The following is a 16,379-nucleotide window of genomic DNA, read 5'->3' as shown; positions in this document are numbered from 1 at the left end:
TTTAAAGAGGTATTATTTAATTGGGAATTATCAAATCCCCCCCCCCGTAAAGTAAGACATTAAAACTCCTTGATTGTTAAATAAAAATAGGCGTAATTATAAAAAGAATTTATTTAAAATTAGTTTAATTAATTTTTTGCTAATAAAACTCTATATTGTTCTTTATCTACATTTATCAAAAGAGAAGCAAGCTTAAAGGCTCTAAATTTTTCCATTACAAAAAGATCTTTACTATCCTTTAAAACTATAGCAACTAAATTTTTCATTACTTTATCAAGCCAAATATTTTTATATTTATCATTTGCTGAATGGTATCTTCCAATGGCATTCCAACTAAAACCATGCTTTTGTATAATCTCATGAAGCAATCTTGCTGCTGTATCAATATTTACACTAGATTTTACAATCTCTTTTTCACCAATTCCATAGCGTTTTAAATGAATACTATTAATTTGCATTAAACCATAATCTCTTGTTTGATTTTTATTTTTACCGATGATATTATGCTTATATGCAGCATTTTCTGTTAAAGCTATAGCCTTAAGTAAAGCCATGGGTATATTATATTTTCTAGCTGCAGCTTTAAAATCCCTGTCGTATTTATAAAAATTTTCAGGTATATAAGTATCGCCTATAAAAATTTTTGTATCAAAAGCAAAAGTAAAATTAAAAAACACTGCTAATAATAAAATCTTTTTTAACATTTTACTCCTTTGTAGTATTTATGCTATAGCAAATTTATAAATAAAAAATATGTGAATAAGTTAATAAATTATCTAAGAATTTCTTTAATAGTAAGTTGAGGAGTAATTAAACCTCTAAAGTTATTTTTTGAAACACTAGCTATAAAATCGATGTTTTCTCCAATTTCTGGCTCATAGTCAAAGTTAAAAAATAAAGCCTCTAAAGTTTTATTTCCTTGTGTTAAAATAAGCTTCATATGATTTTCCTCTTTACCAAGTCTTCTTTTATTTTTTACAAAAAGCTTATCAAATTTAAAATAAGGTCTTGGGTTTTTATGTCCAAAAGGTTCAAAAAAATCTAATATTTCTAAAAGCTCAAAATCAACTTCATTTGGATCAATACTACCCAAAACTTCATCTGTATTGTAAAAATCATCTTTAGGAATATTTTGACAAATTTCATAAAGCTTATTTTTAAAAACACTAAATTTTTCAAGCTCAACTAAAACTCCAGCTGCACCTTTATGTCCACCATAGCTTAAAACAAATTCTTTAGCTTGCTCTATAACATTTAAAATATCTATCCTACCTACGCTTCTAACGCTAGCTTTAGCCTTTTGTTCACATTCTGAAAAAACAAAGGCTGGCTTATTAAAATGCTTTGCTAAACGACTTGCAACTATACCCAAAACACCCTCATGCCAGTTTTGTCCATTAACAATAATCACAGGATCATTTTCATCAACTTGTTCTAAACACTGCTTAAAAAGCTCGCGTTCTTCATCTTTACGGCTATTATTATAAGTAATGATTTGCTCTAAATAACCCATAACCTCATCGATATTTTTAGAATGCAAAAATTTATAAGAAATAATCGCATCATCCATTCTACCTGCACTATTAATCAAAGGTGCAATTAAAAAACTGATATTATCAAGTTCAAATTTATCCTTACCAAAATACTGCTTAATCGCTTTAAATGCCACTCGTTTTGAATCATTAATGCACTCTATGCCTTTCCTAACTAAGGCTCTATTTAAGTCTCTAAGCTCCATCATATCTGCGATAATTGCGATAGATAAAAGCTCTATAAATTTACACATATTATAATTAATCTTACACACTTCTTTTATCGCAGCGACTAAATACCAAGCCACTTGAGCCCCACAAATTTCAATATCAGGAAATTCACAATCTTGTTGTTTAGGATTGATAATCGCATAAGCTTTTGGTAAAGTAGCTGGAGGCATATGATGATCAGTAATGATTAAATCAATTCCTTTTTGTAAACAAAGCTCTGCTGCATCAAATGCTGCTATACCATTATCTACAGTGATGATTAAATCTACCCCATCAAGTTCATTGATAATTTCTTCATTTAGACCATATCCATCTTTAAAACGATTTGGAATTTTTACTACATAATCAAAACCAATATCATCAAAAAATTCAGATAAAATCACACAAGAAATCACCCCATCTACATCATAATCCCCAACAATAGCAAGCTTTTGATTTTTTTCAATCGCTTCTTTAATACGTAAAGCACCCTTATAGACATCTTTCAAACAAGATGGCATAGGTAAATCACAAAGCTTTACATGCGTATCGTTAATAAAACGCTGATGTAAAATTTCTTTTATTTTGGCTTTATTTAGCATGATTTGTTAAAGATGCCTTGATAAAAGAAAAAATAGCTGGATTAACTCTAACTAAGCGTGAAGTGAATTCAGGATGAAACTGCACTGCCAAGAAAAATGGATGATCTTTAAGCTCCACAGCCTCAACCAAACCTTCATTTTCCCCACTTATAATAAGCCCATTTTTCTCAAACATTTCTTTGTATTTTGGATTAGCTTCATAGCGGTGGCGGTGGCGTTCTTTTACGCTTTTTTGATTATCATAAACCTTACTTAAAAGTGTATTTGGCTTAATATGACACTCATAAGCTCCAAGACGCATAGTTCCACCAAGTGGAGTTTTACTTGTTCTAATTTGCTTTTCTCCACTTGCGTCAATAAATTCATCAATCAAAAAGATGATAGGATTTTTACAATTTGGATTAAATTCATGAGAATTTGCATCTTCTAGTTTTAAAACATTGCGTGCAAATTCCACTAAAGAAAGCTGCATACCCAAACAAATTCCTAAAAATGGAATTTTATTTTCTCTTGCATATTGTATGGCTTTGATTTTTCCTTCTACCCCACGATAACCAAAACCACCTGCTACTAAAATTCCACTTACATCTTTAAAGCTTTCTTCGATATTTGCATTTTCTAATTTTTCACTATCGATCCATTTTAAATTTACTCTCGCATCAAGTGCTGCACCTGCATGGATAATGGCCTCTGTTAAACTTTTATAGCTTTCTTTTAAATCTACATATTTTCCTACAAAAGCAATGCTAAGTTCATTACTTGGAGCGATGACTCTTTTTACTAAAGAATCCCATTCGTTCATATTTGGCTTTAAATTTTGAAGATCTAATAAACTTGCAATAGAGTTTAAAATATCTTGTTTTAAGAAATTTAGTGGAATTTGATAAATACTAGCTGCGTCCACACTTTCTATAACACAGTTTTTTTCAACTCCACATGAAATTGCGATTTTATCTTTTAACTCTCTATCTAAAGATTTTTCACTTCTACAAATAATCATATCAGGGCTTATACCTATACGGCGTAATTCTCCCACGCTATGTTGAGTTGGTTTTGTTTTAAGCTCTCCTGCTGCTTTGATAAATGGCACTAAAGTCAAATGAATATTAATAGCATTGTATTTACCCACTTCAAGCTTTAAAGCTCTAATAGCTTCTAAAAATGGTAAGCCTTCTATATCTCCTACTGTACCACCTATTTCAACAATTAAAATATCTTTATCAACTCCAGCCTTTTTAATGCGATCTTTTATCTCATCAACTATATGAGGAATTACTTGTATGGTTTTTCCTAAGTAATCTCCTCTTCTTTCTTTTTCTATAACACTTTGATAAACTCTTCCTGTTGTGAAGTTATTATCCTGAGATAAACTCTCATTTAAAAACCTCTCATAATGTCCTAAGTCTAAATCTGTCTCAGCTCCATCATCTGTAACAAACACTTCCCCATGCTCTAAAGGACTCATCGTACCAGGATCTACATTAATATAAGGATCTGCTTTTAAAATACTTACTTTTAAACCTGAATTTTTTAAAATAGTAGCTATAGAAGCTGCTGCTATACCTTTTCCTAATGAGCTTAAAACACCGCCGGTTACAAAAATATACTTAGTTTGTTTTAATTTCATAAAATAGCCTTATTTCTTTTTTTGAAATTATAACGAATAAAAAATTTTATTTTTATAAACATTTGTGTAAAATTCAATTATTTTTGAAGGAATTTTTCGATGAAAGTCACATTATTAAATCATACTCCACTTTCTGTATGCTCTCATGCAACAAGAACATGTTGGCAAAGTTTTGACAAAGGCGATTGTGGTGGCGAAAAAGATAAAGAATTAATCGATCGAGTGGGAAATAAATTCAAACATGCTTCAACCTTAGAGCATTTAAACTATACTTTTTATATACAAGGTATTTCAAGAGCATGCTTACAAGAAGTCGCAAGACACCGCCACACCAGTCCTAGTGTCAAAAGCACAAGATATACTTTAAAAGAACTAAGAAATGAAAGTGAATTTAAAGAAAATGACTTTGAAAATGCTAAAAGATACTTGGTATTAACCGGAAATGAAGTGGTAGATAATGCAAGTATCAAAGCTTTAGAAAATCTGCGTTTGATTTTGCAAAATAGTATTAGTTTAGACATAGCAAAATACTGCTTACCAGAAAGCTATAAAACAGAATTAACTTTAACTATTAATGCAAGAAGTTTGCAAAATTTTATTACTCTAAGAAGCTCAAAATCAGCCCTTTGGGAGATAAGACAACTCGCAAATGCTTTATTTGAAAACTTACCTGAGGAACATCAATTTATTTTTAAACATTGTGTTTATCAAGAAGAAAATTCCCAAGATTGATTGGGAATTTTTACTTATATTTTTTTAAGAAATTCAGTTTTTAAAACAATCACACCAAATTTATCTACCTTAGCTTCAATTTCAGTGTCTTTGTTTGTAAGCTTAATATTTTTTATAGTCGTGCCACGCTTTAAAGTAGTACTTGCGCCTTTAACCTTTAAATCTTTAACAACACTTACACTATCACCTGCATTAAGTTCAGTTCCATTTGCATCTTTTGGCATATATTCTCCTTAGAATTTATAAGTATATCCTAGATATAAACCATAATTTGTTTGTTTAGGATCATAAAAATTTGATGAATTAGCAGTGCTGAAATTTCTTGTATCATAATGAGTTTGTTCAGCTTTAAAACCAAACTCAATTTCATTTGCTTGATTTAACTCATACAAAGCACCGATTTTTGCCCCATACGTATAACCATCAAAGTCTTGAGATAAAGATAAGAAACTTGTTTTTAAAGTCATATCCGTTCTTGCATAACCACCATATACACCTAAAACCGCTCTTATTTTTTCAAAGATTTTTGGAGTAAAATCATAACCAAGCAAAAACTTATGTGTAGTAAATTCTCCATCAATTTTTAATCTTGTAGTGTTGATTACATCACTAAATTCACTTGAATAATTATAAGCACCATAAAGTCTATGATTTTCACTAAAACGATAACCTACTCTTAAACCAAAAACAGGAACATCGCCTTCTAAATCACCATTGATTTTTTTATTATTTTTAGTATGTTCAAGATCAGATTTTACCTTAGTATGAAACCATCCTGCATCAATACCTAAAAGCAAACCTGAATTTTCATCTGCTAAAGCCAAATTTGAAATCAAAGCCACACTTGCAACTAAAGAAAATAATTTTAATTTCATATTTTACTCCTTAAAATAAGACTTAATATATCTTTTTATTTTTAATAAAAATTTAATTTTGTGGCACTACTAAATCAGATCTGCATTCAATCACAGTATGCACATTACCACGAGGATTAAAATCGCCTACTACTTTTATCCATTTTGGATCAAGTTTTTCTTTTAAAGTATTATAAATTTCATTAATACTTACTTCATGCGAAACATTTCTATACATAAAGGTATTGATATAAAGTTTGATTGCTTTAAGTTCTACTACTAATTTATTTGGAATGTATTCTAAGTAAATTGTAGCAAAATCAGGATATCCACTACGCGGACAACAACACATAAATTCAGGCAAAGTGATTTTAATCACATAATCATTTTTAGCATCATTTGGCCAAACTTCCATATTTTCTACACTAAATTCTTTGATTTCTTTTTCACCATATCGCATTTATAATCCTTAGTTTGTTTTTAAAACTTTATAATACCACAATATTTTATATTTTATTTTGACAAAATTTAAAAAGCTTATCTTGAAGTAAAAGTAATTTTTCACTTTCATTACTAAGAATTTTTATACACAAACCCTCATAAAAAAGTTGATTTATATCGTCAAATGAAGCTTTTAATTCTTCATAAAACTCATCATATCCAAAAAGATAAATACTCAAATAATGCGTATGATTTGCAAAAAAATTTAATTCATTTTCTTTCATATAGGAAGGATTGATTTTAATTTTATCATTTAAAATTAAAGTATCATTTCTATAAATTTGAGTTAAACTCTCATAATTTTTAAAAGCAAATTTTTCATCCATAGCCACTCTACCAAAAATGACAAAATCAACATAAACTAATCTTGAAAAAGAAGCTAGATTGACCTTTGTATTTTGTATAAAATTTGCATTTTCTTGAAGCAAAAGTGGCTTTGGCATATAAAAAAAGCTTGCATTTTCTTCAAGAGTAAAATCAATATTTTTACTTGCAAAAGAATCTTTAGTATCATATACCTTTTCATAACTTTGTGTGAGTATAGTGGTGTTTGTACTTTTCTTACATATGATTTCAAAACTTAAATGATCCTCTTTGAAAATTCCAGCACTAGAATTTAAAACATATATACTAGTTAATTTTTTATCATAAAAATTCCTCATAAGCTTAAAAGGAGGTGTGAAAAAAGAATTTTTTATGATAGTTTTTTCATTGATAGTATCTAATGTAAGTTGAAAAACACTCTTTTGAGCAAACAAATCAATCCTTTAAAAGTGTGTATTTTTTAATCCAAGTAATGATTTCATCTAAACCTTCTTTAGTTTGAAGATTACTCATGATAAAAGGTCTATCTCCACGCATTTTTAAAGTATCTTCTTGCATGATTTTTAAAGAAGCATTTACATAAGGAGCTAAGTCTATTTTATTGATAATCATTAAATCAGACCTACAAATAGCAGGACCACCTTTGCGTGGAATTTTTTCTCCTTGAGCAACATCTATAACAAAGATAAAAAAATCCACAAGTTCAGGTGAAAAAGTCATCGATAAATTATCTCCGCCACTTTCTATAAAAATAAGATCTAAATCACTAAAGCGTTCTTGTAAAAGTTCAACGGCTTCAAGATTACAAGAAGCATCTTCTCTAATGGCTGTATGAGGACAACCTCCAGTTTGTACTCCAATGATTCTTTCTTTTTCAAGAATACCTTGTTTGATTAAAAAATTTGCATCTTCATTTGTATAAATATCATTTGTAATCACAGCCAAAGAAAGCTCATCTTTTAAAGCTTGACATAAATTTAATACTAAAGCTGTTTTACCACTACCTACAGGACCACCTATGCCTATTTTAACCATTAGAATCCTTTTAAGAAATATAAATTTTAAATGCTAAATTTTGGTGTTTTATACCCAAATAATCATTTAAGATATTGTGATTTTCACACCAATCTTTTAAAGTTAAATTTTGTAATTTAGAAAGAACCTTTTGAAAATCTTGCTGTAATTGAAAAAGTAAAATCTGCCCTTCATTTTGTGATAAAGGTATGATTTTTACAAGAATATTAATAAAATTACTCATTAAAGCAAATAAAAAACTTTCATACATAAAATCAAGTTCATTATCTTTACAAAATAAAGCATACACAAAAGGATAAATAGGAGTTTGATTTCCTTTAATGTATTGATTTAATAAAGGATTTGATAATCCATAAAGACTGACATTTTTTACAAAGCGTTTAGCTAAAAAAACATAAGCTTGACTTTGTTCTTTTGCAACTATACTTGATAAAAATTTTCTTTGAAAGACTAGTAAATTTTTTACATCATTTGCATTTTCATAAGCTATTTTCAAAGCTAAAAGCTCAAAATACAAAATATTAGAATAAAGCTGAGTTTTTAAAACTTTTTTTGCATCTTCTATATTTTTTATATAAGCAAAATTCACATAAGATTCTAAACCAAAAGAATGTGAAAAAGCTCCTATAGGAAAAGAAGAATCACTAATTTGTAAAAGTAAAAAATTTAATTTATTCATCTTTATTCTTTAATAAGTTTAAAATTTGGATCAACTTGGATAAAACTTGGCATATCAAGCATATATTTTGGCTCTAAAATTTCCTCACATTTTTCGTATTTTATATTAAATTTTTCTAAAAACCTTATGATAGAGTTTTGTTCTAAAGTAAGAAGTTTATGATCTTTATAAAATAAATTTAAATGCATATTACCCACTTGATAACTTATTAAAGCAAGGTTGTATTCATTTTCTATGTGAATTTTTAAAACCTTTTCAGGTTTGATTTTCACTAAAATCAAAAAATCCTCATCATATAAACAATCATTATGATTTAAACCTTTATTATCAGGCATTTTTATAGCGACATCTAGTCCTTTTAAAGTCGTTGTTCTTAATATCTTTTTAAAAGTATCAAACCAACTAAGCTCTAAAAAATCGCATTCTTTATTTAAATCATAATGCGTTATTTTATTTTGAAGTAAAATCATCAAATCATAAAATATTTTCTAGCTAAAGCTAAAGAATCAACACTCTTAGAGCTAATAAGCTCACCATTTATTTTTACTTCATAAGTTTGTGGATTTACTTCTATATCTTGAACTTTATCATTAAATTTCAAATCTTTTTTAGTGATATTTCTACAATTTTTTACTGCAACACATTTTCTTTTTAAGCTTAATTTTTCAGGTATATTAGCTTCTAAAGAAGCTTTAGAAACAAAATGTAAAGCATTTTCATTTAAATTTGCTCCAAACATTTTTTCATAGATAATAGGCTCAGGTGTTGGGATAGAAGCATTAGCATCGCCTATTTTTGCACCTACTATCAAGCCACCTTTTAAAATAAGCTTTGGTTTTACTCCAAAAAATTTAGGTTGCCAAAGCACTAAATCAGCAAATTTTCCTACTTCAATAGAACCAATATAACTATCAATCCCATGTGCAATAGCAGGATTTATAGTGTATTTTGCTATATAGCGTTTAATACGGAAATTATCATCTAAATCATTATCTTCTTTCAAAGCACCAAATTCTTTTTTGCATTTATCAGCACTTTGCCATGTTCTTAAAATCACCTCACCTACACGTCCCATAGCTTGAGAATCACTACTCATAATACTAAAAACACCCATATCATGAAGTTTATCTTCTGCTGCTATAGTTTCAGGACGAATTCTACTATCTGCAAATTCAACATCTTCTTTGATTTTATTATCTAAATGATGACAAACCATAAGCATATCTAAATGCTCATCAATGGTATTTTTAGTAAAAGGCATAGTAGGATTAGTACTTGCAGGTAAAACATTTTCAAAACCTGCCATTTTAATAATATCAGGAGCATGGCCACCACCTGCACCTTCAGTGTGAAAAGTATGGATAACTCTACCATTAATAGCTTTAATCGTATCTTCTACAAAACCTGCTTCATTTAAAGTATCTGTATGGATAGCTACTTGTATATCCATTTCATCAGCTATATTTAAACTAGCATCAATCACACTAGAAGTAGCACCCCAATCTTCATGAATTTTTAAGCCACATGCACCAGCTATAATTTGCTCTTTTAAAGCATTTTTATTACTTGAATTTCCTTTACCTAAAAAGCCAAAATTCATAGGGTAATTTTGCGTAGCTTTTAACATAGAATGTATATGATAAGCCCCACTTGTGCAAGTTGTAGCATTTGTTCCCTCACTTGGTCCTATACCACCTCCTATCATAGTAGTAACACCACTATATAAGGCACATTCAATTTGAGTTGGAGAAATAAAATGTATATGAGTATCAATACCACCTGCAGTTACTATTAAACCTTCTGCACCAATAATATCTGTATTTGTGCCTATAATTAAGCTAGGATCAACTCCATCTTGTATATCAGGATTACCTGCTTTTCCTATACCTACTATATAGCCATTTTTTATCCCAATATCTGCTTTATAAATACCGGTATAATCAACAATCAAAGCATTAGTTAAAACTAAATCCGGAAAGTCTCCCTCACTCACACTTTGAGCCATACCATCTCTGATATTTTTACCACCACCAAATTTAACTTCTTCGCCATATAAAGTATAATCTTTTTCTACTCTTAAAATTAAATCTGTATCTGCTAATCTTACTCTATCATTAGTTGTTGGACCATACATATTTACATAGTCTTTTTTGCTAATCTTAATCAAAGAAATCCTTTCTCTTTTGCTTTTGATAAAGCTTTAGTTTTATTTTCATCATTGATAAAATCATCACAAAGATTATTAAAACCTAAAACCTTTTTTAAACCACCAAATTCTATTAAACTTACTGTTTTTTCTTCACCTGGCTCAAATCTCACACTTGTTCCTGAAGCGATATTTAACCTTTTTCCATAAGCTTTTTCTCTATCAAAAGATAAAAAGCGATTAACTTCAAAGAAATGAAAATGCGAGCCAACTTGTATGGGACGATCACCTTTATTGCTTACTTTGATTTCTATAGAAGTTTTATTTTCATTAAGCACAATAAATTCTGATGATAAAAATATCTCTCCAGCTTTTATTTTATCATCATTTGATATAGGTTCATGTATAGTAACTAATTTTGTGCCATCTTCAAAAGGAAGTTCTATTTGAATTTCATCAAGCATACTTGCAACACCATCAATCACATCTTCACTTGTAAGTAAAGTTTTTCCTATGCTCATCAATTCACTTACACTTAAATTTTTCCTTGCAAGTTCCATTAATTCATAACATATATAAGCTAAAGCTTCATTGTAATTTAATTTTATTTTTTGCTCTTTTCTATCTTTAGCTATTTTTCCTGCGTAATGAAGCATTAATCGTTGCAATTGCTGCTGAGTAAAATGCATTTTAATCCTTATAATTTTTTAGATATTATATAACTATTTACTTACTTTTAGGCAAAAAATTCTATTGCATTTTTTAATTCAGCTTCATAGTCTTTTTGAATTTCAATAAAAGAAAGATTTAAATTTTCACATTGAGTTTTAAGTTTTTGATGATTTAAAATAAGAGTGTTTATTTCTTCTTTTTCACTAAATAAACGCTTTTCTATAATATTTTCATTTTGATAGATTAATGCATAATTTTGCAAAATATATTCTTTTGAAAAAATGATATAAAATATTTTAATATCAGAATGATTTTGAAATTTTTTTAGCTTTTTTGGAATAAGATAAATTCCTTCAATGATTAAATTTTGTCCATTTTCTATACAAGTTTGAATTATACCATCTACAATAGGAAATAAAAACTCAGCTATTTTTTCATCCTCATCTACTTTAAAAGGAAAATCTTTCATTCCTTTAATTAAGCCCATTTTTAGATGATCTAAACTCAAATAAGGATAATAAAATTTTTCAAGAAGTTTTTGAGCAAGCAAGGTCTTTCCACTATGACCTTGCCCTCCAATTAAAAAAATCATTTAAAGATTAAACATCCAAATGTTTAACATCTTTAGCATGAGCTTGTATATACTCACGGCGTGGTTCTACATCATCGCCCATGAAAAGGTTGAAAGTATCATTTGCTCTTTGAGCATCTTCTATGGTGATTTTTAACAAACGACGATTACTTGGATCCATAGTTGTTTCCCAAAGTTGTTCAGGATTCATCTCACCAAGACCTTTATAGCGTTGTATATAAGCACCTTTTTTAGCATTTTTTTCAACTTCATCTAAAATTTCTAAAATATCTTTATCAAATTTTAAATCTCTATCTTTAATTTTTTGATAAATATAATTTGCCTCTTCATATAAAGGATTAGCAAATAAATCATCATTGATGATAAGCTCTTCTAAACCATTTTCAGTTTGCACATAAACACGAATTTCATTTTCATTGATATATGAATTTAAGATATTGTGATTTTGTTTTTCTAAAAATTCTTTTATAATTTTAAATAATTCTTCATTAGAAGCTTTTATTAAATCAGGATTTTCTATCAAATATCTAATCACTGAAATTACATTAAATCTTTTTTCTAATTCTTTTAAAACACTTCTATAAGCTGCAACGATTTTTAAAAAATCTTTTAAATCATTTAATCCTATACCTTCATAAGTAGAGCTTTCTATACCTGTTTCGATCAAATAATCATTTAAAGCTTTTTCATCTTTTAGATAAATTTCTTTTTTCTGACCTTTTTTATAGCGGTATAAAGGTGGTTGAGCTAAATAAATATGTCCATTTGTTACAAGATCATTCATAAAGCGGAAGAAAAATGTCAAAAGCAAAGTTTGTATGTGAGAACCATCCACATCAGCATCAGTCATGATGATGATTTTATGATATCTTAATTTTTCTATATCAAACTCATCACCGATTCCACAACCAAAAGCTGTGATCATATTTTGAATTTGCTCACTTTTTAAAATTTTATCTAGCCTTGCTTTTTCAACATTGAGTATTTTACCTCTTAAAGGTAAAATCGCTTGGAAAGTTCTTTCTCTACCTTGTTTTGCAGAACCTCCCGCACTATCACCCTCAACTAAATAAATTTCACTTTCACTTGGATCTTTACTTTGACAATCAGCTAATTTTCCTGGTAAAGTCCCTACACTTGAACTTTCTTTTTTTCTTGTTAATTCTCTAGCTTTTTTAGCTGCTTCTCTACCACGAGCTGCCATTAAAGCTTTATTCATAATAGCTTTTGCTTCGATAGGATTTTCTTCAAAGTATTTTGTCAAATACTCAAAAGAAGCCTTAGAAACTATAGGTCTAACATAGCTTGAACCTAATTTTCCTTTAGTTTGTCCTTCAAATTGCGGTTCAGGTACTTTAACACTTACAACTGCTATTAAACCTTCTCTTACATCATCACCTGTGATTTTAGAATCTTTCTCTCTAGCACTAGCATTAGCTTCAATATAATTACTTATAACACGAGTTAAACCCATTCTAAAACCTGCTTCGTGCGTTCCACCATCTGGAGTTTTAATATTATTTACAAAAGAAAGTAAATTTTCACTATAACTATCATTATAAAGCAATGCTACTTCAACATTTACATCTTCTTCATCTACATTGAAAAATATAGCCTTAGTTAGAGTTTGTTTTTTATTTAAATCTGTAACAAACTGACTTATACCACCTTCAAAATGAAAACTTTCTGCTTTACCTACGCGATTATCTTTAAAATTTATAGTAATTTTTGGATTTAAATATGCAAGTTCACGAAATCTTTTAGCTAAAATTTCATAATCAAAATCAGTCACTTCAAAAATTTGATTATCTGGCCAAAATTCTATAATCGTTCCTGTTTTTTTACTTTTACCTATGGTTTCAAAATTACTTGTAACTTTACCTTCTGAAAATTCTTGTCTGTAAATTTCTCCATCTCTATGCACTGTAGCAACTAACTTTTTTGATAAAGCATTTACAACGCTCACACCAACCCCGTGTAAACCACCTGAAACTTTATAAGTATCTTTATCAAATTTCCCACCTGCATGAAGCACGGTTAAAACTACAGTTAAAGTAGGGATATTTTCAGTAGGGTGAATTCCCACAGGAATCCCTCTACCATTATCACTTACTATACAAGAGCCTTCTGTGGTAATTTCTACATTAATCGTATCACAAAAACCTGCCATAGCTTCATCGATGGAATTATCCACTACTTCATAAATCATATGATGAAGACCGCCTATGTTGGTATCACCTATGTACATACCAGGGCGTTTTCTAACAGCTTCTAAGCCTTTTAAAACTTTAATATTTCCTGCGCCGTAATTTTGATTTTCTTGCATTTATTTTCCTTATAAAATAACTGGCATAATTACAGTTTGTAATTCTTCACTTGAAACTAAAAACGCCATATGAGGTTCATTTATGCTAAGTTTAAATGTTTCACTTTCAATAGAATTTAAAAAGTCAGTGATGAATTTATTTTTTATACAAAGATTAAATTCCTCATCTATATTAAGTTCCATTTCAAGTTCAGTTTTTGCTTCCATATTATCTAAACTAATACCTTCAAATACAAGTTTATCTTTATGGAAATTTAATTTCATTTTTTCAGTGATTACATTGATTTTTTTCAATGCATCCATAAATTCCTCAGTTTTAAAAATAAATTCTTTTGTGATATTTTTTGGAATTACTCTTTCATAATCAGGGAATTTATCATTAATAAGTTTTGTAAAAAACTCAAAATTATCATTTTTTGCAATCAATATATTTTCATCATAATAAATTTCAATTTTTTCAAAAAAGATTTTTTGCATTTCTAAAATAGCTTTTTTAGGAATGCAAAGGTTAAATTCTTTTTCATTTGTTTTATTTAGTGTAAAAACTGCTAAGCGTTTTGTATCTGTTCCTACAAAGCTGATGTGAGTAGTTTTTATATCAAGTAAAGCACCATTTAAAGAATACTTTGGATTATTTGTATCAACTGCAGGTAGGATTTTTTTCAAAGATCTACTTAAATCACTTGAATCAATATCGAATTTATCTTTTCCTTCAGTGCTTGGAAAATTTGGAAAATCTTCATAATTAAACATAGGAAGTTTATATTTAGTTCCTTTTTGTCTAATAAAAAGGAAATTTTCTATGGTTTCTAAAACTACATCTTCGTTATTTAAACTTTTAATAATATCTAAAATACTTTTAGCATTAGCAGTTGCAAAACCTGCACTTTCAACTTTGATTTTTTTGATTTTATAATTAATACCTATTTCATAATCACTTGCTCTTATGATTAGTTTATCTTCAACTACTTCAAAAAGTAAGTGAGAAGCGATGTTGCTTGAGTCTTTTTTATCTACATAAGAGTTAGTTAAAACTATGGCAGATTCTAGAGTGTTTTTATTAATGCTAATTTTCATTTTTACTTCCTTTGTTTTTTAAATTTATTTTATCATAATAATAAGCAATGTGAAAATGTGAAATGCTTTTTAAAAGTCTTTTTTTATAGAAATTTTACTCGTAGAATAAAATTTTTTGTTTTTCACTTTTATTCACAGGGTGCTCTTTATTTTTGTCAAAATTTTATTTCTTAATTCTTCTACTATGGCTTTTAAATTTTCATTTTCACTCATTAGTTCTTGAATTTTTTTAATATTATGTGAAATGGCGGTGTGATCTTTCATATTAAAAAATCTAGCAAGTTGAGGCATAGACATAGTTGTAAGTTCTCTTGCTAAATATATCACAACCCTTCTTGCCATAACGATATTTTGTGTTTTTTTGTTTGATTTTATATCATTTGGCTTAAGATTATAGCTTTTTGAAACATCAGCAAGTATATCTTCAACACTGATATTTTCTTTTGTTTCTTTGATGTGGTCTTTCATAAAGCTTTTAACGACTTCTAAAGTGATTTCTTGGTTAAAAAGTCTTGCTTGAGCATTTAAATTTGTAATCATTCCTTCTATTTCTCGGATATTATCTCCCATTGAAGTAGCGATGTAGCTTATGACTTCAGACTTGAGATAAATAGCATTAAATTCGCATTTTTTCTTAATAATTGCGATTTTTGTATCAAGCTGAGGTGGAGTGATATCTGCGATGATCCCATTTGCAAAGCGACTTTTTAAGCGTTCTGTTATGCCTTTTAGCATATTTGGAGGATTGTCACTTGTCATGATGATTTGTCCGAATTTTTCTTTGATTTCATTAAAAGTAAAGAAAAATTCTTCTTGAATTTTGTCTGTTTTACCTAAAAACTGCACATCATCAATGAGTAAAACATCGCAATTTTTGTATTTTTCATGAAATTTACTCATGGTTTTATTATTTAAATGCATGGTAAAATCATTGATAAAATTATCACTTGTAGCATAAATAACCTTATATCCATTATCCAAACACACATTTCCTACAGCTTGAAGCAAGTGAGTTTTTCCAAGTCCTGTAGGGCCATAGATAAAGATAGGATTGTATAATTTTCCAAGTTTGCTTTTATCGGTAATGGCTTTGCAGGTCGCATAGGCAAATTGATTAGAATCCCCTACAACAAAGCTTTCAAAAGTAAAAGAAGGATTTAAAATAGTGCTTTGAAATTTAATCTGTGAAATATCTGTAGAAAAATGTTTTTTCTCTACCTTTTGATCATTTGTGATGATTTTAATTTGAGGGTTAATTCCTGTTTTTACTTCATAAAAATAAGCTAGTTTTTGTGCGTATTTTGTTTGTATAAATTTAGCTAAAAAATGATTTGGTGCGATAAATACTAAGATATTATTTTTACTTAACTTTTCACTAAATTGTAAGTGAGAAATGTAAGTATTGTATTCGTTATTGCTAATTTCAGTTTTAAATTCAAGTAAAAAATCTTTTATATTCATTATTTTTCT

The 16,379-nt window shown here is 28.6% G+C and carries 17 protein-coding genes; 1 reads left to right on the top strand and 16 read right to left on the bottom strand.

The features are described from left to right. Nucleotides 1-128: 128 nt before the first annotated feature. The 3 genes from CAMP5053_RS05860 to CAMP5053_RS05850 all read right to left on the bottom strand — a co-directional run bounded on the left by CAMP5053_RS05860 (nt 129) and on the right by CAMP5053_RS05850 (nt 3,971). On the bottom strand, nt 129-704 hold the full coding sequence (locus CAMP5053_RS05860; RefSeq protein WP_214100510.1) for a lytic transglycosylase domain-containing protein: 576 nt from the start codon (nt 702-704) through the stop codon (nt 129-131). 68 nt (nt 705-772) lie between these two features. Next, the gene (recJ, locus tag CAMP5053_RS05855) at nt 773-2,344 is read right to left on the bottom strand and encodes a single-stranded-DNA-specific exonuclease RecJ (protein WP_214100509.1); all 1,572 of its coding nucleotides are present in this window, start codon (nt 2,342-2,344) and stop codon (nt 773-775) included. Further along, nucleotides 2,334-3,971 (bottom strand): CTP synthase, encoded by a 1,638-nt coding sequence (locus tag CAMP5053_RS05850; RefSeq protein WP_087699096.1) that lies wholly within the window; start codon nt 3,969-3,971, stop codon nt 2,334-2,336. The genes recJ and CAMP5053_RS05850 overlap by 11 nt, the downstream gene beginning before the upstream one ends. 99 nt (nt 3,972-4,070) lie before the next feature. On the opposite strand from CAMP5053_RS05850, the gene thyX reads away from it, so the two are divergent. Then, nucleotides 4,071-4,703 carry an FAD-dependent thymidylate synthase gene (gene thyX, locus CAMP5053_RS05845; protein ID WP_087699097.1) on the top strand — a complete coding sequence of 211 codons (633 nt, stop codon included), beginning with the start codon at nt 4,071-4,073 and terminating at the stop codon, nt 4,701-4,703. A 14-nt stretch (nt 4,704-4,717) separates the two neighbouring features. Here the strand turns inward: thyX and CAMP5053_RS05840 are convergent, their stop codons facing one another. The 13 genes from CAMP5053_RS05840 to dnaA all read right to left on the bottom strand — a co-directional run bounded on the left by CAMP5053_RS05840 (nt 4,718) and on the right by dnaA (nt 16,370). After that, nucleotides 4,718-4,927 carry an alkylphosphonate utilization protein gene (locus CAMP5053_RS05840; protein ID WP_039617052.1) on the bottom strand — a complete coding sequence of 70 codons (210 nt, stop codon included), beginning with the start codon at nt 4,925-4,927 and terminating at the stop codon, nt 4,718-4,720. A 9-nt stretch (nt 4,928-4,936) separates the two neighbouring features. Continuing rightward, nucleotides 4,937-5,578 (bottom strand): outer membrane beta-barrel protein, encoded by a 642-nt coding sequence (locus CAMP5053_RS05835; protein WP_214100508.1) that lies wholly within the window; start codon nt 5,576-5,578, stop codon nt 4,937-4,939. Between the two features lie 52 nt (nt 5,579-5,630). Next, a complete protein-coding gene (gene queF / locus CAMP5053_RS05830) occupies nt 5,631-6,017 on the bottom strand; it encodes a preQ(1) synthase (RefSeq protein ID WP_214136369.1) in 387 nt (128 codons plus the stop codon). A gap of 46 nt (nt 6,018-6,063) precedes the next feature. Continuing rightward, the gene (locus tag CAMP5053_RS05825) at nt 6,064-6,816 is read right to left on the bottom strand and encodes an urease accessory protein UreD (RefSeq protein ID WP_337217472.1); all 753 of its coding nucleotides are present in this window, start codon (nt 6,814-6,816) and stop codon (nt 6,064-6,066) included. Between the two features lies 1 nt (nt 6,817). Further along, nucleotides 6,818-7,417: an urease accessory protein UreG gene (ureG, locus tag CAMP5053_RS05820; RefSeq protein WP_214100506.1), complete on the bottom strand. Its 600-nt coding sequence runs from the start codon at nt 7,415-7,417 to the stop codon at nt 6,818-6,820. A gap of 10 nt (nt 7,418-7,427) precedes the next feature. Then, nucleotides 7,428-8,096, bottom strand: a complete 669-nt coding sequence (locus CAMP5053_RS05815) for an urease accessory protein UreF (RefSeq protein WP_337217471.1) — start codon at nt 8,094-8,096, stop codon at nt 7,428-7,430. 2 nt (nt 8,097-8,098) lie between these two features. Next, nucleotides 8,099-8,566 carry an urease accessory protein UreE gene (locus CAMP5053_RS05810; RefSeq protein ID WP_052243344.1) on the bottom strand — a complete coding sequence of 156 codons (468 nt, stop codon included), beginning with the start codon at nt 8,564-8,566 and terminating at the stop codon, nt 8,099-8,101. After that, a complete protein-coding gene (ureC, locus tag CAMP5053_RS05805; RefSeq protein ID WP_337217470.1) occupies nt 8,566-10,263 on the bottom strand; it encodes an urease subunit alpha in 1,698 nt (565 codons plus the stop codon). Before ureC ends, CAMP5053_RS05810 begins: the two co-directional genes overlap by 1 nt. Next, nucleotides 10,260-10,931 (bottom strand): urease subunit beta, encoded by a 672-nt coding sequence (ureB, locus tag CAMP5053_RS05800; protein WP_337217469.1) that lies wholly within the window; start codon nt 10,929-10,931, stop codon nt 10,260-10,262. Before ureB ends, ureC begins: the two co-directional genes overlap by 4 nt. A gap of 47 nt (nt 10,932-10,978) precedes the next feature. Then, entirely contained in the window at nt 10,979-11,506 is a 528-nt protein-coding gene (locus CAMP5053_RS05795) for a zeta toxin family protein (RefSeq protein ID WP_337217468.1), read from the bottom strand. A 7-nt stretch (nt 11,507-11,513) separates the two neighbouring features. Continuing rightward, nucleotides 11,514-13,832 carry a DNA topoisomerase (ATP-hydrolyzing) subunit B gene (gyrB, locus tag CAMP5053_RS05790; RefSeq protein ID WP_337217467.1) on the bottom strand — a complete coding sequence of 773 codons (2,319 nt, stop codon included), beginning with the start codon at nt 13,830-13,832 and terminating at the stop codon, nt 11,514-11,516. A gap of 9 nt (nt 13,833-13,841) precedes the next feature. Continuing rightward, entirely contained in the window at nt 13,842-14,909 is a 1,068-nt protein-coding gene (dnaN, locus tag CAMP5053_RS05785) for a DNA polymerase III subunit beta (protein WP_039617031.1), read from the bottom strand. 132 nt (nt 14,910-15,041) lie between these two features. Further along, a complete protein-coding gene (gene dnaA / locus CAMP5053_RS05780) occupies nt 15,042-16,370 on the bottom strand; it encodes a chromosomal replication initiator protein DnaA (RefSeq protein WP_214125671.1) in 1,329 nt (442 codons plus the stop codon). Nucleotides 16,371-16,379 lie beyond the last annotated feature (9 nt).

The sequence above is a fragment of the Campylobacter sp. S4:11 genome (assembly GCF_024723695.1).
GTDB lineage: Bacteria > Campylobacterota > Campylobacteria > Campylobacterales > Campylobacteraceae > Campylobacter_D > Campylobacter_D jejuni_C.
The sequence above is the reverse complement of the archived record's forward strand: the minus strand, read 5'-3'. Positions and strand labels throughout refer to the sequence as shown.

Bases quoted from the DNA above. Each gene is read 5' to 3' on its own strand.
- CAMP5053_RS05860 (WP_214100510.1), bottom strand. From the start codon at position 704: ATGTTAAAAAAGATTTTATTATTAGCAGTGTTTTTTAATTTTACTTTT.
- recJ (WP_214100509.1), bottom strand. From the start codon at position 2,344: ATGCTAAATAAAGCCAAAATAAAAGAAATTTTACATCAGCGTTTTATT.
- CAMP5053_RS05850 (WP_087699096.1), bottom strand. From the start codon at position 3,971: ATGAAATTAAAACAAACTAAGTATATTTTTGTAACCGGCGGTGTTTTA.
- thyX (WP_087699097.1), top strand. From the start codon at position 4,071: ATGAAAGTCACATTATTAAATCATACTCCACTTTCTGTATGCTCTCAT.
- CAMP5053_RS05840 (WP_039617052.1), bottom strand. From the start codon at position 4,927: ATGCCAAAAGATGCAAATGGAACTGAACTTAATGCAGGTGATAGTGTA.
- CAMP5053_RS05835 (WP_214100508.1), bottom strand. From the start codon at position 5,578: ATGAAATTAAAATTATTTTCTTTAGTTGCAAGTGTGGCTTTGATTTCA.
- queF (WP_214136369.1), bottom strand. From the start codon at position 6,017: ATGCGATATGGTGAAAAAGAAATCAAAGAATTTAGTGTAGAAAATATG.
- ureG (WP_214100506.1), bottom strand. From the start codon at position 7,417: ATGGTTAAAATAGGCATAGGTGGTCCTGTAGGTAGTGGTAAAACAGCT.
- CAMP5053_RS05815 (WP_337217471.1), bottom strand. From the start codon at position 8,096: ATGAATAAATTAAATTTTTTACTTTTACAAATTAGTGATTCTTCTTTT.
- CAMP5053_RS05810 (WP_052243344.1), bottom strand. From the start codon at position 8,566: ATGATTTTACTTCAAAATAAAATAACGCATTATGATTTAAATAAAGAA.
- ureB (WP_337217469.1), bottom strand. From the start codon at position 10,931: ATGCATTTTACTCAGCAGCAATTGCAACGATTAATGCTTCATTACGCA.
- CAMP5053_RS05795 (WP_337217468.1), bottom strand. From the start codon at position 11,506: ATGATTTTTTTAATTGGAGGGCAAGGTCATAGTGGAAAGACCTTGCTT.
- gyrB (WP_337217467.1), bottom strand. From the start codon at position 13,832: ATGCAAGAAAATCAAAATTACGGCGCAGGAAATATTAAAGTTTTAAAA.
- dnaN (WP_039617031.1), bottom strand. From the start codon at position 14,909: ATGAAAATTAGCATTAATAAAAACACTCTAGAATCTGCCATAGTTTTA.
- dnaA (WP_214125671.1), bottom strand. From the start codon at position 16,370: ATGAATATAAAAGATTTTTTACTTGAATTTAAAACTGAAATTAGCAAT.